Source organism: Actinomadura fulvescens (assembly GCF_039533225.1).
In the GTDB taxonomy this organism is placed as follows: Bacteria; Actinomycetota; Actinomycetes; order Streptosporangiales; family Streptosporangiaceae; genus Spirillospora; species Spirillospora fulvescens.
This window is the reverse complement of sequence record NZ_BAAATD010000010.1, coordinates 30,370-45,835: the sequence shown is the minus strand read 5'-3', so window position 1 is coordinate 45,835 and position 15,466 is coordinate 30,370. Positions and strand designations below refer to the sequence as shown.

The 15,466-nt window shown below is 70.4% G+C and carries 12 protein-coding genes; 4 read left to right on the top strand and 8 right to left on the bottom strand.

The window, feature by feature from the left end; all coding sequences use genetic code 11:
• The first annotated feature begins 6 nt into the window (after positions 1–6).
• Positions 7–2,325, top strand: coding sequence for a LuxR C-terminal-related transcriptional regulator (locus ABD333_RS32090; RefSeq protein WP_344546287.1), 2,319 nt, complete (start codon positions 7–9; stop codon positions 2,323–2,325).
• A gap of 18 nt (positions 2,326–2,343) precedes the next feature.
• On the opposite strand, the gene ABD333_RS32085 is transcribed toward ABD333_RS32090, so the two are convergent.
• From ABD333_RS32085 to ABD333_RS32055, 7 genes are read right to left on the bottom strand one after another with little or no spacing between them, the layout of a single operon-like run.
• A complete protein-coding gene (locus ABD333_RS32085) occupies positions 2,344–3,927 on the bottom strand; it encodes a carboxylesterase/lipase family protein (protein ID WP_344546286.1) in 1,584 nt (527 codons plus the stop codon).
• On the bottom strand, positions 3,924–5,195 hold the full coding sequence (locus tag ABD333_RS32080) for an ABC transporter substrate-binding protein (protein WP_344546285.1): 1,272 nt from the start codon (positions 5,193–5,195) through the stop codon (positions 3,924–3,926). Before ABD333_RS32080 ends, ABD333_RS32085 begins: the two co-directional genes overlap by 4 nt.
• Positions 5,196–5,197: 2 nt before the next feature.
• On the bottom strand, positions 5,198–6,220 hold the full coding sequence (locus tag ABD333_RS32075) for a branched-chain amino acid ABC transporter permease (protein WP_344546284.1): 1,023 nt from the start codon (positions 6,218–6,220) through the stop codon (positions 5,198–5,200).
• Positions 6,217–7,098, bottom strand: coding sequence for a branched-chain amino acid ABC transporter permease (locus ABD333_RS32070; RefSeq protein WP_344546283.1), 882 nt, complete (start codon positions 7,096–7,098; stop codon positions 6,217–6,219). Before ABD333_RS32070 ends, ABD333_RS32075 begins: the two co-directional genes overlap by 4 nt.
• A gap of 1 nt (position 7,099) precedes the next feature.
• A complete protein-coding gene (locus ABD333_RS32065) occupies positions 7,100–7,849 on the bottom strand; it encodes an ABC transporter ATP-binding protein (protein ID WP_344546282.1) in 750 nt (249 codons plus the stop codon).
• A 5-nt stretch (positions 7,850–7,854) separates the two neighbouring features.
• On the bottom strand, positions 7,855–8,625 hold the full coding sequence (locus tag ABD333_RS32060; RefSeq protein ID WP_344546281.1) for an ABC transporter ATP-binding protein: 771 nt from the start codon (positions 8,623–8,625) through the stop codon (positions 7,855–7,857).
• Positions 8,626–8,637: 12 nt separating this feature from the next.
• Entirely contained in the window at positions 8,638–9,477 is an 840-nt protein-coding gene (locus ABD333_RS32055) for an alpha/beta hydrolase (protein WP_344546280.1), read from the bottom strand.
• A 274-nt stretch (positions 9,478–9,751) separates the two neighbouring features.
• Here ABD333_RS32055 and ABD333_RS32050 point away from each other — a divergent pair, with 274 nt between their 5' ends.
• The 3 genes from ABD333_RS32050 (at position 9,752) to ABD333_RS32040 (ending at position 13,199) form a co-directional block, all read left to right on the top strand.
• Positions 9,752–10,636, top strand: coding sequence for a dienelactone hydrolase family protein (locus ABD333_RS32050; RefSeq protein WP_344546279.1), 885 nt, complete (start codon positions 9,752–9,754; stop codon positions 10,634–10,636).
• A 132-nt stretch (positions 10,637–10,768) separates the two neighbouring features.
• Entirely contained in the window at positions 10,769–12,910 is a 2,142-nt protein-coding gene (helR, locus tag ABD333_RS32045) for an RNA polymerase recycling motor ATPase HelR (protein WP_344546278.1), read from the top strand.
• A 58-nt stretch (positions 12,911–12,968) separates the two neighbouring features.
• Complete coding sequence (locus ABD333_RS32040; protein WP_344546277.1) at positions 12,969–13,199, top strand: EF-hand domain-containing protein; 231 nt, start codon at positions 12,969–12,971, stop codon at positions 13,197–13,199.
• Between the two features lie 25 nt (positions 13,200–13,224).
• Here ABD333_RS32040 and ABD333_RS32035 read toward each other — a convergent pair whose 3' ends face one another.
• Positions 13,225–15,420: a tetratricopeptide repeat protein gene (locus ABD333_RS32035; protein WP_344546276.1), complete on the bottom strand. Its 2,196-nt coding sequence runs from the start codon at positions 15,418–15,420 to the stop codon at positions 13,225–13,227.
• Between the last annotated feature and the right edge of the window lie 46 nt (positions 15,421–15,466).

Below are 15,466 nucleotides of genomic sequence, written 5' to 3'. Positions count from 1 at the left end.
CGTGAGGTGGTCGCGCTGGTTGACGCGCTCGGTGCCACCACCAGTTACATCGGGCGGCGGCGTGAGGCCGCCGAGGTGCGCTCGGCGCTCGGCGAGAGCCGGCTCGTGACGCTGGTCGGTCCCGGCGGCGTGGGCAAGACCAGGCTCGTCAAGTCCGTCGCGGCCCAGGTCGCGGGCGAGTTCGGCGACGGCGTGGTCTTCATCGGGCTGGCCGAGCTGCGCGAGGGCGACCGGCTGCCCTATCTCGTGGCGACCCGGCTCGGCCTGCACGCCCGGTCGGGGCAGCCCGCCGCGGAGATGGTGCTCGATCACCTTCGGGATCGCGAGCTCCTGGTCATCCTCGACAACTGCGAGCACCTGGTGGACGCCGCCGCCGCGTTCGCCGCCGAGGTGCTCGCCGAGTGCCCCGGGGTGGTCACGCTGGCGACCAGCAGGCAGTCGCTCGCGCTGGCGGGGGAACGGGTGTTCCGGGTCCCGCCGCTGCCCGTCCCCTCGGGTCCCGCCGACTCGGCGGACGCGACCGCGGAGCCGGCCCGTTTCGACGGGGTGCGCCTGTTCGTGGAGCGCGCCGCCGAGGCCGTCCCCGGCTTCGAGCTCACCGAGGACAACGGGCCCGCCGTCATCCAGATCTGCCGCAGCCTGGACGGGCTTCCGCTGGCGATCGAGCTGGCGGCGGCCCGCGTACGGTCGTTGTCGCCCGCGCAGATCGTCGAACGGCTGCCGCGGAGCCTGCGGCTCCTCACCACCTCGCCGCGGCGCGCGCCGGAGCGGCAGCGGACCCTCCGCGCCACCATCGAGTGGAGCTTCGAGCTGTGCTCTCCGGCGGAGAAGGCCGTCTGGCTGCACTCCTCGGTGTTCGCGGGGTCCTTCGACCTTGAGGCCGCCGAACATGTCTGCGCGGGTACGGAGGTGCCGCGCGACGCCGTCCTGGACACGGTGGAGGGTCTGCTCGACAAGTCCGTCCTCATGCGGATCGACCACGGACGCGTCGTTCGTTATCGCATGCTGGAGACGCTGAGGGAGCACGGGCAGGAGCTGCTGGAACAGGCGGGGGAACTGGCGCGGACCGCCCGGCTGCACCGTGACTGGGTCGACACGCTGACCGCCGCGGCGGACGCGGCCTGGGCCGGTCCCGAGCAGCTCGACTGGATCGCCAGGCTCAGGCACGAGCACGCGAACCTGCGAGCCGCCATGGAATGGTGCCTGGCGGAGCCGGGCGAGGCCGGCGCCGTGCTCCGCATCGCGTCACGGCTGGACGAGTACTGGACCTACTTCGGGCACAGCGTGGAGTGCCGCCAGTGGCTCGACCGGGCGCTCGCGGTGACCGCCGCCGACCACCCGGATCGGGTGAAGGCCCTCACCGCCTGCGCGCTCCAGGCGGTCTGGCACCTCGATCTCGAACGTGCCGGAGCCCGCCTCGACGAGGCCGAACGGCTCGCCCGCGGGCCGCGGCCCGGTGCCGAGCACGAGCCGCGGCCCGGTGCCGAGGTCGCGTCGGCGTTCATCACCTATGTGCGTTCGCTCGCAGCGCAGATCCGGACCGACCCCGGGGCGGCGGAGCTCGCGGCGTCGGCCGCGGCGACCTTCCGCGCGCACGGCGACGTCCGCCGCGAGCTGCACCCGCTGTGGATCTACGGAGTGTCCGTCGGCTACCGGAGAGGCGACGTCGAGGAGGGCAGGCGGGCGCTGCGCAGGATGCTCCAGCTCACCGAGGCGTGCGGCGAGACGCGGTATCGCGCCATGGCGCAGTTCGGGCTGGCCTATCTGGAGGTCGAGCGCGGAGACGTCGAGGTGGCCGCCGGCCTGGCCCACCGTTCGCTGGACAATCTGAGGAAGATCGGCAGCGGGTCCGGAACCGCCTATCTGCTCGACGCCCACGCGTGGATCGCCGACCGTCAGGGTGAGCACGAACGGGCGGCGGTGCTGTTCGGCGCGGCGGCCACGGTCTGGCGGGCCATCGGGTCGAGCCCGGAGATCGCGGTGTCCGGGCCGCACCTGTCGCACAAGGCCGCGGCGCGCGCCGCACTGGGCGCGGACGCCTTCGACCGCGCGTTCGCGGCGGGCCGTGTCATGCCGGGCGAGGAGGCGGTGCGGTACGCGCTCGGCGAGACCGGGCCGGGACCCGCCGAGCGCCCCGCGATCCTGACCCGGCGCGAGCACGAGATCGCCGAACTCGTCGCCGCGGGCCTGTCCAACCGCGAGATCGCGACCAAGCTGGTCATCTCGCAGCGGACGGCCGCGACCCACGTCCAGAACATCCTGGCCAAGCTCGGCTTCCACAACCGTGCCCAGATCGCGGCCTGGTTCGCCGCGAGCAGCGGCTGACCGGATGGGGCCCGGGCGTCATTGGAGGGAAGCCCACAGGCCACATTTGTGGTCGGCGGCGAATCCGCTGGTAAGAGTCGTACTCGGGGTGGCGTAGGACATCATTTGCCGCCGCGTCGCCGTGTACGCGGGCCATTGACCGGGCGCGGGCCGATGCGTCTTGGCGAACGCCGCCCAGTGCCGCCGCATCGTGGCGGCGAGCACCTGCTGCTCGTCCGACAGCGGCGCCGGATAGACGGCGTTGCGGACGTCGAAGAGGTACTGCAACTCAGAGGCGTGCGAGGCGCCGTAGGGGAAGGAGACCTTGCCCAGGTAGAGCTGCGGCGCGTTCCGGTCGTTGAACTCGTAGGCGTACGTCGGCACGCGCCGTGCGAGCCAGGCGTCGAGCCGCAGGGCCGGGCAGGCGAACGACGCGTCGGTGGCCACGGCGGCCAGCGCGGACGCCGGATCGGGGTAGTCGGTCAGCGGATACCTGTCCGCGACGCGCTTCGCATCGTCCTCTGACAGCGACGCCATCTGCCGGATACCGTCCAGATAGTTGTCGGACGTGACCCGCCTGCCCGCGAGGTCGTAGTTCGTCGCGACGAAATACGTGGACTCGTCGTGCGTGGTGCCGTTGACGACGGGGACACGGTGGAACGCCCCGCTCCGGAAGGCCCGGTCCAGAGAACGCGGCAGGATCTTGCCGTCGGTCTGCAGGAAGAGGATCGCCTTCTGCCGCGCGAGGAGGGCGGCGGGCGAGAGGGACCGCAGGCAGCCGGCCGTCTGAGCGGTACAGCCGACGGCGGCTCCGTAGGCCTCGCCCTCCGCCTTCGCGTCGGCCAGGGTCTGCAGCGACAGGTTGTACGCGCCGCTCTGGTTGATCGCGGCCGAGAACAGGCCCGCCGCGCCGGGCGAGGCCAGCTGCGCGAGGACGCTGAGGCCGCCGGCCGACTCGCCGAAGACGGTGACGTTGCCGCGCTCGCCGCCGAAACGGCCGATGTTGCGCTGGACCCAGCGCAGCGCGGCCTGCTGGTCCATCAGCCCGTAGTTGCCCGCGGAACCGTCGCGCGCGGCCAGCGCCGGGTGGGCCAGGAAGCCCAGCATCCCGAGCCGATAGTTGATCGTGACGACGACGGTGCCGCGCTCCACGAGCTTCGTCGGGTCGTACGCGCCGCCCGTTCCGCTCGTCAGCGCCCCGCCGTGGATGTAGACCATCACGGGGAGCCGCTTGCCCCGGTGCGCCGCGCCCTTGGGCGTGTAGACGTTGAGGTAGAGACAGTCCTCCGAGGTGGGGGCCTTGCTGACCTGGACGCACCGGGGCGCGAGGTCGGTGGCCGGGCGGATTCCGTTCCACCGGGCGACCGGCCGCGGCGGCGTCCACCGGTGGCGGCCGGTCGGGGGCGCGGCGTAGGGAATGCCCTGGAACCTGTCGGTCGTCGCGTCCGTGGCGCCGCGCACCACGCCCGCGTCGGTGGCGACAACGGGAGATCCGCTCCGGCCGACGCCGACAGCGCTCTGGGTCGGCTGTGCGGCGGCGTTCTGGATGGTCACGGCCGACGTGGCGACGGTGACGAGTCCGGCCGCGACGGCGACCCGTACACGAGAACGAACGAGGCTCATCCGAACGCCTTCCTGGTGTCGACCGGCTGGCCGAAGAGATTCCAGCGCTCGCCCTTGAACCGCTGGAGCTGCAAGGTCTCGATCGGGAAGCCGTCCTGCGCCGTGGTGTTCATCGAGACCCCGGGCAGGAGCAGGTCGGAACGCACGTCCTTGAGGTCGCGGACGGCCTTCATCAGCCCTTCGCGGGTGGGGCACTTCAGCGTCGCGAGGGCCTTCTCCATGGCACTGCCAGAGGCCCATCCGAGGCTGTGATACGGGATCTGGGGGTCGAGGCCGCCCGCGTACTTCTTCAGCTTCTCGCGGTAGAGCCTCATCTCGGTGTCGTCCGCCCACTGGGGGTCCGACGGGTCCTTGAGGAACGCGGCGGAGACGATGTCCTGGACCTTGCCGAACCCGACCGGCCTGAGGACGGTCGGCGAGGAGGCCACGTTGTTGATGATGTGGAGGGGGTTCCAGTCGGTGTTCTTGGCGTCGGCGGCCAGCGCCTGGGTGCCGAACTTCGGCGTCGTGATGTCCAGGAGCACGTCGGCGCGGGAGTTGGCGAGGTTGCGCATCTGTGGGTCGATGCTGGGGTCGGTCACCTCGTAGGTCTGCTCCGCGACGACCTTGACGCCGCTGCCCTCGATCGCCTTGACGAACCCCTCGCGCAGGTCCTTGCCGAAGTCGTCGTTCTGGTAGAGGACGGCGACCTTGGCGTTGGGCTTCTCGGTCTTGAGGTACTGCCCGTAGACGCGCCCCTCGGACAGGTAGCTCGGCTGCCATCCGATGGTCCACGGGTGCGCGACCGGGTCGGAGCCCCACTTCGACGCGCCGCTGGAGACGAAGACCTGGGGCACCTTCTTCTTGTTGGCGTACTCCATGACCGCCGAGGACGTCGGCGTGCCGAGCGTCTGGAAGAGCGCGAACACCTGCTCCTGCTCGACCAGCCGCCGGGCCTCCTCCACCGACTTGGGCGGCTGGTAGCCGTCGTCCCGGACGATGAACTCGATCTTCCGCCCGTTGACGCCGCCCTTCTCGGCGTTCACGTAGTCGAAGTAGGCCTTGATGCCCTTCGGTATGTCGCCGTAGGCGGACGCGGGCCCGGACAGGGGGTAGATGCCGCCGAGCTTGACGGACTTCTCGGCGATGCCGGTGGCCTGCTGGCCCTTGCATTCGCCCTGGGCGACGGTCGGTCCGGAGCCGTCGCCGCGCCCGCCGCAGGCGCTCGCCGCCAGGAGGGCGGCCAGGGCCGCGGTGACCGAGGTCAGGCGGATCGTCTTGGTGTGCATGGTCACTTCTTCCGTCGGACTTGCTCGATGACACGGCCCGCCCGGCCCGCCAGACCGGCGAGCCCGGTGGGGGCGGCGTACATGACGAGGATGATCAGCAGGCCGAAGACCACCCCTGGCGCGGCGTCGTTGACGCCCTGGGAGAGGGTCGGCACGTACAGCACGAACACGCCGCCGAGCAGCGGGCCCGCCAGCGAGCCCAGCCCGCCGACGACGATCCCGGCGAGCAGGATGATGGACAGGTTCGCGGTGAACGAGTCGGGGGAGACGAACGCGATCACCCAGGTGTTCATCGCGCCCGCGGCCCCGGCCAGCATGGCGCTCCACGCGAAGGTGAGGGTCTTGTAGCGCGCCAGCCGGACGCCCATGACCTCGGCCGCCGCCTCGTTGTCGCGCACGGCGTGCAGGGCGCGTCCGACCCGCGAGCGCAGCAGCCAGACGACCGCCAGGCTGAGCGCCGCCGTGACGGCCAGCACCACGAGGTACAGCCACTGGTCCTCGGCGAGGCTCGTCCAGGCGGGCGGCGACGGCCGCGAGAGCGTCAGCCCCATCGACCCGCCGGTCAGCGACGAGAACCGCTTCAGCAGCGGCACCAGGAAGATCGCGATCGTCATCGTGACGAGGGCGAGATACAGGCCGCGCAGCCGCAGCGCCGGAACGCCGAGCGCGAACCCGAGCACGAACGTCACGGCCATGGCCGCGGGCAGCGTGAGCAGATACGGCACGTCCCAGCGGTCCAGCATGATCGCCGCCGTGTACGAGCCGAGCGCGAAGAAGCCGCCATGCCCCAGCGAGATCTGCCCGGCATGGCCCACCAGCAGGTTGAGGCCCAGCAGCGCGACCGTGTAGACGAGCACCATGGTCAGCTGGAACACCCTGAAAGGGGCGAGCTGGAACGGCGCGGCGACGGCGGGCAGGACGAGCAGCACCGCCACCGCCCACCGCCATCGGCCGACGTGGCCGCCCACGGGCAGCCGGGCCGGAAACCGCGGGAACCGCCGGAAACGCAGGCTCTCGTCGCTCATGCGCGTTCCACCGCCGCCCGGCCGAAGAGGCCCTGGGGCCGGACGAGGAGCACGCCCAGGATGATCGCCAGCGGCACTCCGATCTTGAGATCGGAGCCGATCGTGCCCACATAGGCGCCGGCCAGCGTCTCGGCGACGCCGACGATCAGCCCGCCGAGCACCGCGCCCGCCGGGCTGTCGAACCCGCCGAGCGTCGCCGCCGCGAAGGCGTACACCAGGACGCCGCCCATCATGTTGGGCTCCAGGAAGAGCACCGGCGCGACCAGTACCCCCGACACCGCGCCGACCAGCGCGGCCAGTCCCCAGCCGAGCGCCAGCACGCCGCTCGTCCGGATGCCGACGAGCCGAGCCGATCCGGGGTTGGCGGCCACCGCCCGCATGGCGAGACCGATCTTGGTGTAGCGGAAGAGCAGGTAGAGCAGTCCCATGACCGCCGCGACCACGCCGAGCACGCCGAGCGTGGAGTGGCCCAGGCTGACGCCGCCCGCCTTGAACGCGCCGCTCGGGAACGGGTTGGGGAAGTCCTTGATGAGGAACGACCAGATCCATCCCGCCGCCGCGTTCACCAGGATGAACAGGCCCAGGGTGACGATCACCAGGGTCAGTTCCGGCGCGCCCTCGACCGGGCGGATGAGCACCCGTTCGATCAGCATGCCGCCGCCGAACGAGATCGCGAGCGTGAGGATCAGCGCGAGCCAGAACGGCAGTCCGGCGTGCGTGAACTGCCAGGCGATGAACGTCGAGAACATGGCCAGCTCGCCCTGGGCGAAGTTGACGATGCCGGTGAACTGGTAGATGAGGACGAGAGCCAGGGCGAGGCTCGCGTAGATCGCGCCCGCGCCGAGCCCTTCGACGAGCTGCTGGACGAAGCCGGCCACGCTAGACCTCGATCCCGAGGTAGGCGCGGGCCATCTGCTCGTCGGCGCGGACCTCGTCCGCCGATCCCGACAGCACGATCCGGCCCGCCTCCAGGACGTGAGCCCGGTGGGCGAACTCCAGGGTGAGATGTGCGTTCTGTTCGACCAGGATCACGGTCGTACGCTCCTCCTCGTTGATGGTCCGGACGATCTGGAACAGCTGCCGGGTGATCAGCGGCGCGAGGCCGAGGGACGGCTCGTCGAGCAGGACCAGCCGCGGCCGGGACATGAGGGCGCGCCCGATGGCGACCATCTGCTGCTCGCCGCCGCTGAGGCTGCCCGCCGCCTGCGTCCGCCTCTCCCGCAGCACCGGGAAATGGCCGTACATCCGGTCGAGGTCGGCGGCGACGCCCTGCCGGTCGCGGCGCGTGTACGCGCCGAGCCGCAGGTTCTCCTCGACGGTCAGGGGGACGAACGTGCCGCGGCCCTCGGGAACGTGGGCGACGCCGAGCCGGGCGATGGCCTCTGGCCGGCGGCGCGGGAGGGCCCGGCCGTCGAGCCGGACCGTCCCCTCGGTGCGGACCATGCCGCAGAGGGCGCGGAGCAGGGTGGTCTTGCCGGCTCCGTTGGGCCCGAGGACCGCGCAGATCTCGCCCTCGGCGACCGCCAGGTCCACCCCGTCCAGGACCGTTCCGTCGCCGTAGCCGGCGCGCAGGTCCGCCACCTCCAGGAACGTTCCGTTCTTCGCGGTCATCCCGTTCTTCGCGGTCATCCCGGTCACGCCGCCGTTCCGAGGTAGGCGGTCCGGACGGCCTCGTCGGCCTGGACCTCCGCGGGCGTCCCTTCGGCGATCTTGCGGCCGAACTCCAGGCAGACCACCCGGTCGCAGGTGCCCATGACGAAGCCCATGTGGTGCTCGACCACGATCACCGTCAGATCGGCCCGGTCGCGGATGCCGCGCAGGATCGCCGCGAACGCGTCGACCTCGCCGTGGCTCAGCCCGTTGCAGGGTTCGTCGAGCAGCAGGAGGCGCGGACGGGCGGCCAGGGCGCGGGCGAGCTCGATGCGTTTCAACGTGCCGAACGGCAGGCCCGCGGCGGGCCGGTCGGCGACGCCGGTCAGCTCCAGCGATTCGAGCAGCTCGTTCGCGCGAAAGCGCAGCTCACGCTCCTCGCGCCGGACCGAGGGCAGCCGCAGCGCCGCCGACACGAACCCGGCGCGGGCGTGACCGTGCGCGCCGACCATGACGTTCTCGCGTACGGTCATGCGCGGGAAGAGCCCGAGGTTCTGGAACGTCCTGGCGATGCCGAGGTCGACGATCGCGTGCGGCGCGACCGAGAGCAGGTCGCGGCCCTCGTACCGGGCCTGGCCTTCGTCGGCCTGGTAACGCCGGGTCAGGCAGTTGAAAAGCGTGGTCTTGCCCGCGCCGTTGGGGCCGATCAGCCCGACCATCTGGCCCCGGTCGACGGTGAACCCGACGCCGTCGAGCGCGGTGATGCCACCGAAGCGCACGGTGAGACCGGTGACTTCCAGCATTCGGTCTGTCATGGCGGCTTCCTTTCAGCCGGTCACACCGGCGACCCAGGCGACGAGGTCGGCGATGATCTCGTCGGCGTTGGTCTCGTTGAACAGTTCGTGGCGGGCGCCGGGATAGGCGCGATAGGTGAGGTCGGTGAGGCCCGCGGCCCGGTAGCGGCTCACGAGAAGGTCGGACAGGGTGAGCCCGGCATTGAGGGGATCGCGGCTGCCGACCATCACGTACAGCGGAAGGCCCGCGGGCACCGACTCGGGGCAGGCCAGCCGCGCCGCCGCCGCGTGCATGTCGCGCATGCCGTCGGCGTCCAGCGGGGTACCGCACAGCGGATCGGAGATGTAGGCGTCCACCTGTGCCTCGTCCCGGCTGAGCCAGTCGTACCTGGTGCGGACCGGCTGGAACCCGGCGTTGTAGAGCTCGTGCCGGCTGCGTGCCCGTTCGAGCATGGCGAGCTGGCCGTCGAGGGCGGTGGTGCCCGCCAGGACGGCGCCGTCCAGCAGGTCGCCGTGGTCGAGCAGGAAATGCTGGACGGCCGAGGAGCCCATGCTGTGACCGATCAGGACGAGCGGCAGGTCAGGGTGCCGTTCCTTGAGCAGCCGGGTCAGCGTCGCCATGTCGGCGACCAGGCGGTTCCAGCCGTCCTCCCCGAGGTGCCCGGGTCTGCCGTTCATGGACAGGCCGTGACCGCGGTGGTCGTTGCCGTACACGGCGAAGCCCTCGGCGCTGAGCGCCTCCGCGAGCCGCCGGTAACGGGCGGCGTGCTCGCCCATGCCGTGCGAAAGCTGGACGACGCCGCGCGCTCCCTTGGCCGGCGGCCATTCATGAACGTGAATGTCGAGGCCGTCGTCGCTGACAAAGGAGAACATGCTCAGCGGCTCCGATAATGCGGCATTTACGTGACCTTCCCTTGGTGAGGTGGCTCACGTTAAGCCGGTGCACAATGCCGGGCAATGAGGCCGTTGACAACGTTCTCGGGAACGTTGTCAACCGTGGCTAACGGGCACCGCGGCCGATAAAACATCAATGGGGAGCCTTGTTGGGCGAAAAGGCCCGACCTAAAGTGTGCGGAACCTCGCTGCGGAAACGTCAATTCTGAAACGCATTTCTCGCGGCGGACACCCGCCCCCACCGGAGGTCTCCATGAGAGCAGGCATCAAGGGAACACTGGCCGCGCTCGGAACACTGGCCGCGCTCGCACCGAGTCTCGGCGCCATCAGCGCCGCACCGGCGGCGGCGGCAGGCCACCAGCGCGGGCCCGCTCCCACCGAGCAGAGCGTCCTGTCCGCCCGCGGCCCGTTCACCTACTCGACGGTCAGCGTCCCCGAGTCGGCCGGCGGGGCTTTCGGGACGGGCACGATCTACTACCCCGACGACACTAGCCAGGGCAGGTTCGGCGGCGTCGCGATCGTCCCCGGCTACACCTCCGTGGAGGCCCACATCGCCTGGCTGGGTCCTCGCCTGGCCTCGCATGGCTTCGTGGTCATGACGCTCAACAGCAACGGCCTCTACGACCAGCCCACCGCTCGGGGCCAGGCGCTCCTGGGCGCCCTCGACCACCTGGCGCGGACGTCGCCGGCCGCCGTACAGGCCCGGCTGGATCCCCAGCGCATGGGCGTGATGGGGCACTCCATGGGCGGCGGAGGAGCGCTGTACGCCGTCTGGTCACGTCCCAGTCTCAAGGCAGGCGTGCCGCTGGCTCCCTGGCATTCCATCAAGAACTGGTCCGCCGTCACCCCCGCCACGATGATCATCGGCGGCTCCGCCGACACGGTCGCACCGGTGGACCGGCACTCCGAACGCTTCTACGGGAGCCTCACCCAGGCCAAGGAACGTGCGTACGCCGAGTTGGCCGGTGCCAATCACTCCTCCTCGTTCCTCCACGAGGACCATCCCGTGATCGGCAAGCTCGCCGTCTCCTGGCTCAAGCGCTTCATCGACGGTGACACCCGGTACGACCAGTTCCTGTGCCCGCCCCCGGCGAGCCCTGCCCTGACGGAGTACCGCGGTTCCTGCCCGCACCCCTAGTGCGACGAAAAAGGAGGGGCACACCGGCCCCTCCACTATCAACCTATAGCGCACCGGGGGGCTTGCCACAAGACCCCCGTCATGCCGCAGAATCATCGGCCGAAGCCATAACCTGCGGAAACGGGGGTGCGCGTGACCACCAGCGCGTTCGATCTTCCTGCCAACCTCGCGCCGAAGGCCGATCCAGCGCTGATCGCCGACGACGAGCGGCAGTTCGCCGCGATCGGCGAGAGCCTTGAGCAGGCGATCGCGGACGTGACCGCCCGCCTCGACACCGAACGCAAGGCGCCGGGAGGCGAGGGCCAGGCGGCGCTGGAACGGGATCTGGAGATCCACCGGCTGGCCGCTCGCCTGCGCACCCTGCGCCGCTTCGGCATCGACCTGTGCCTCGGACGCATCGTCGGCGCGGACGGCGCCGAGCCCGTGTACGTCGGACGGCTCGGCCTCACCGACAGCACGGGTCGCAGGCTCCTGGTCGACTGGCGTTCTCCCGTGGCCGAACCGTTCTTCGGCGCGACCCACGCCAATCCGATGGGGCTGGCGAGCCGCCGCAGGTACCGCTGGACCGGCGGCCGGATCAGCGACTACTGGGACGAGGTCTTCACTCCGGACGGGCTCGAAGGGCACGCCGCGCTCGACGACCAGTCCGCGTTCATCGCCAGCCTGGCCGGCCACCGGTCGACCCGGATGCGCGACGTGCTCGGCACCATCCAGTCCGACCAGGACGCCATCGTCCGCGCGGGCTCCCGCGGCGCCCTCGTCGTCGACGGCGGCCCGGGCACCGGGAAGACCGTCGTCGCTCTGCACCGCACCGCCTACCTCCTCTACTCCGACCCCCGTCTCGGTCACCGCCGGGGCGGCGTGCTGTTCGTCGGCCCGCACGAGCCCTACCTGGCCTATGTCGCCGACGTCCTGCCCAGCCTCGGAGAAGAGGGCGTGCAGACCTGCACCCTGCGGGACCTCCTCCCCGAGGGGGCCACCGCCGCGATCGAGACCGACCCGGACGTGGCCCGCCTGAAGGCATCGGCGGACATGGTGAAGGCGATCGAGACGGCCGTCAGGTTCTACGAGAACCCGCCCGCCAAGGGAATGACGGTCACGACGCCCTGGTCGGACATCTGGCTGAGCGCCGACGAATGGGCCGAGGCGTTCCGGGCTCCGGACCCCGGCACTCCGCACAACGAGGCACGGGACCAGATCCTGGAAGAATTGCTCGCGATCCTGGTCGACAAGTACGACGGCGAGATCTCGGCCGAGCTGCTCAGGAAATCGCTGCTCCAGGACCGGGAGCTGCTCATGGCCCTCAACAGGGCATGGCCGCTGATCGAGCCCACCGACCTCGTCGCGGATCTGTGGTCGGTGCCCGCCTATCTGCGGATGAGCGCGCCCTGGCTCAGCCCCGAGGACGTCCGCAGGTTGCAACGCGAGGACGCCCAGGCCTGGACGGTCTCCGATCTGCCCCTCCTCGACGCGGCACGGCAGCGGCTCGGCGACCCGGAGACCGCACGCCGCAAGCGCCGGCAGGAAGCCTCCCTCGCCGCCCAGCGCGAACGCATGGCGCAGGTCGTCGACAACCTCATCGCGGCCGACGACGACGGCGAGGGCCTGGTGACGATGCTGCGGGTCCAGGACGCCAAGAACAGCCTGGTCGACGAGAGTGAGTTGCCCACCGCCGACCCCGACGTCCTGGCCGGTCCGTTCGCGCACATCGTCGTGGACGAGGCGCAGGAACTCACCGATGCCGAGTGGCAGATGTTGCTGCTCCGATGCCCGTCCCGGAGCTTCACCATCGTCGGGGACCGCGCCCAGGCCCGGCACGGGTTCACCGAGTCGTGGGAGGAACGGCTCAAACGCGTCGGCCTCGACCAGGTCGAGCCGGCCTCCCTGAGCATCAACTACCGGACACCAAAAGAGATCATGGCCGAGGCCGAGCCGGTCATCCGGGCCGCGCTCCCGGACGCCAACGTGCCGACGTCCATCCGGAGCGGCGGCGTCCCGGTGCTCCACGGCTCCGTGTCCGAACTGGACTCGATCCTCGACACCTGGCTCGCCGAGCATGTCGACGGGACCGCCTGCGTGATCGGCGACCCCACGTTCGAGGAACGACCCCGCGTCCGCTCCCTGACCCCGGAGCTGGCCAAGGGCCTTGAGTTCGACCTCGTCGTCCTCATCGCCCCGGAGACGTTCGGCAACGACATCGAAGGAGCAGTCGACCGCTACGTGGCGATGACCCGGGCGACCCAGCGACTGGTGATCCTGAACGCTCCGGCCTGATGCCGTTCCCGGGAGCGGTTACGATCAAATGCCACGTTCGCCTGCACGGAAGGGAACCATGTCCGATCAGTACGAGGCGGTGTTCGCTCGCTACGACACCGATGGGGATGGCCGGCTCACAGTGGACGAGGTGACCGCGGCGATCGCGGGGCTGTTCCCGGCGAACGAGGTGAACGACCTCTCCGGGATCGTTCAGTCCCTGTTCACCGAGTACGACACCGATCACGACGGGTTCCTGTCGATGGCCGAGTTCGTCCCGCTGGCAAAGAACCTCCCCGAACTGGCCTGAGCCCGTCGCTCATCGAGCGCTGTGGTCACGGTGAGTTCCGGTCGGAGACCGGCTCGGGCGTGTTCCACGGGCGGCCGGCGGCGATTCGGCCGGGGGAGCCGTCGCCGATCACCTGGGCCTCGGCCTGGTGGAGTTCGGTCAGTTCGGAGTCGGCCATATCGACTTGCCCCCGGGCGGCCTTCAGCCGCGCCAGTTGGTAGCGCGTCCTCAGGGTCAGAGGATGGTCGGGGCCGAGTGCCCGGGTCTGGTCGCCGGCGAGCGCGCCGAACTCGGCTTCGGCCTCTTCGGTGTGGCCGCGCCTCAGAGTGATCTCGGCGATCGAGTAGCGCGTGATCAGGGTCTCGGTGTTGTGCGCGCCGAGGATGCGCAACTGGTCGGAGAGCAACTCGCGAAGGCTCAGGTCCGCTTCCGCCACCTGGTCTCGTGCGGCCTTGATGCACGCAAGTGAGTACCTGGTCGCCAGCGTGCTCATGTCTTCGGGACCGAGGGCCAGGGTCTTGTCGTCCAGGAGGGTACTCAGTGCGGCCTCGGCCTCGGTGACCCTGCCGAGGGCGGCCGCGATGCCGGCGAGCTCATGCCGGCTCGCGAGCGTGAGTGGATGATCGTTTCCTAGGACGCGTCGCTGGTCTTCGAGCAGGTCGAGGAATCGTCGCTCGGCCTCCCCCTGCTCTCCCGTGAACCGGTACGAAATGGCCAGGGCGAAGCGCGCCCCCAGGATCTCGCGGCTCGCGGGCTCCAGGCGTTCCGCCGCTCGGAGGAGGTCGGTCGTGAATCCCCTGAGCGCCAGGTAGCGGCCTTTCGTGGCCATGGCGAACGATGCCGTAGTCGACACATCGATGAGCTTGGCAAGGGCGATGCCACGCAACACCGGAACAGCTTTCGCCAACAGTTCCTCAAGATGGGGAAGCAGGGCTGCCCATGCAGGCCAGTGGTCCGGGTCGGCGTAATCGATGCCGTCCGCCGCGGCCACGACGAGCTCGACTGCGACGTCCACCGGAGCTGCGACGTCTACGGGAGCCTCGACGGCATCCTCCCGCCGGGTCCGCATCGCTTCGCATACGAGCGGGTGGATGACCACGTCCTGGCGCGAGCCGCCGTCCGCGGAGTCCGCCGTGTCGATCAACCCTGTCGAACGCAGTGCCTCCAGGCCCTCCACCACCTCGGGCACATCGGCCGTACATGCCCGGCCGAGCAGCTCGTGGTCGAGGGCGCGCGCGGGAATCGGCGTCGGGCCGGCGAACCATGAGAGCACTTCGAGCAACCTTCTGGCGTGCGAGGCGCCTTGCCCGGCGAGCTGGTCCAGTGACAGATCCCAGGTGCTCGCGATCGTTCCTCTGGCCAGTGGGGCCGGGCGCGAACGGAGCGCCTCCCGGTAGTCCAGAAAGGTGCGTTCTCGGGCGAACGGAGACGACAGGTACGAGCCTGATTGGCGCAGAGCGAGGGGCAGTCCGCCGAGTTTGCCGGACAGCGCACGAGCCTCGTCGAGACCGCCCGCGTCCGGCGCCAGATCGAGGAGGACCCGGGCGCCGTCGTCCTCCGCCAGCCACGGCACCTGGTGCGGCTCGACGTGGCGCCCCCAGTGGCTTGGATCGCCATCGCGGCTGGTCACCAGCACCAGCCCGGCACGTGTGGGACGCAACCACCCGTTGCCGTCCGCCGCGGAACGCGTTCCGGTGGACAGCGCGGACACGTCGTCAGCGTTGTCGAAAACGAGCACCCAGCCTGAGCGTGCCTCCAGGTATCCCCACAGCAGGTCGGACGCGTCGATCCGGCCGCTCGACGCGTCGTCCAGCTCGCTGGGAGTCGCTCCGAGCGCGTGTGCCAGTGAAAGAAGGTCAGTGGCCACGGATCTGGAGTCGAGCGCCGATACCCACCACGCGGCTTTGCCCGTGTCCGCCAGCTCGGCGGCGACCAGTCCGGCGACCGTTGACTTGCCCACCCCGCCCAGCCCGGTGAGCAGGTGAACCTGTCCATCCGGCTCAAGCGCGAGGGGTCTCAGCAAACCGAGCAGGTCGTCGCGACCCCTGACATTGGCAGGAAGCCGGCCGATCGGCACCGGCAAGATTCGTCGCGCCTCGCCAGACGGAAGGGGAGGCCGTGGCCTGGCTTCCTCATCCTCGATCGGCCGTGCCGGGGTACGGCGTAGCTGGAGCCAGGTGAAGACCCCGGTGACCAGTGCGATGGCGGTACTGGCCACCCCTACGACCAGTTCAGGATCCATTCGCTTAACCCCCGCCTAGGCCGTTGGCGCACTTCCAGCCTAAGGC

What these genes read in the sequence shown, in the direction of transcription:
- ABD333_RS32080 (WP_344546285.1), bottom strand. Translation starts at nt 5,195, where the DNA reads ATGCACACCAAGACGATCCGCCTGACCTCGGTCACCGCGGCCCTGGCC.
- ABD333_RS32035 (WP_344546276.1), bottom strand. Translation starts at nt 15,420, where the DNA reads ATGGATCCTGAACTGGTCGTAGGGGTGGCCAGTACCGCCATCGCACTG.
- ABD333_RS32060 (WP_344546281.1), bottom strand. Translation starts at nt 8,625, where the DNA reads ATGACAGACCGAATGCTGGAAGTCACCGGTCTCACCGTGCGCTTCGGT.
- ABD333_RS32055 (WP_344546280.1), bottom strand. Translation starts at nt 9,477, where the DNA reads ATGTTCTCCTTTGTCAGCGACGACGGCCTCGACATTCACGTTCATGAA.
- ABD333_RS32075 (WP_344546284.1), bottom strand. Translation starts at nt 6,220, where the DNA reads ATGAGCGACGAGAGCCTGCGTTTCCGGCGGTTCCCGCGGTTTCCGGCC.
- ABD333_RS32040 (WP_344546277.1), top strand. Translation starts at nt 12,969, where the DNA reads ATGTCCGATCAGTACGAGGCGGTGTTCGCTCGCTACGACACCGATGGG.
- ABD333_RS32085 (WP_344546286.1), bottom strand. Translation starts at nt 3,927, where the DNA reads ATGAGCCTCGTTCGTTCTCGTGTACGGGTCGCCGTCGCGGCCGGACTC.
- ABD333_RS32065 (WP_344546282.1), bottom strand. Translation starts at nt 7,849, where the DNA reads ATGACCGCGAAGAACGGGATGACCGCGAAGAACGGAACGTTCCTGGAG.
- ABD333_RS32050 (WP_344546279.1), top strand. Translation starts at nt 9,752, where the DNA reads ATGAGAGCAGGCATCAAGGGAACACTGGCCGCGCTCGGAACACTGGCC.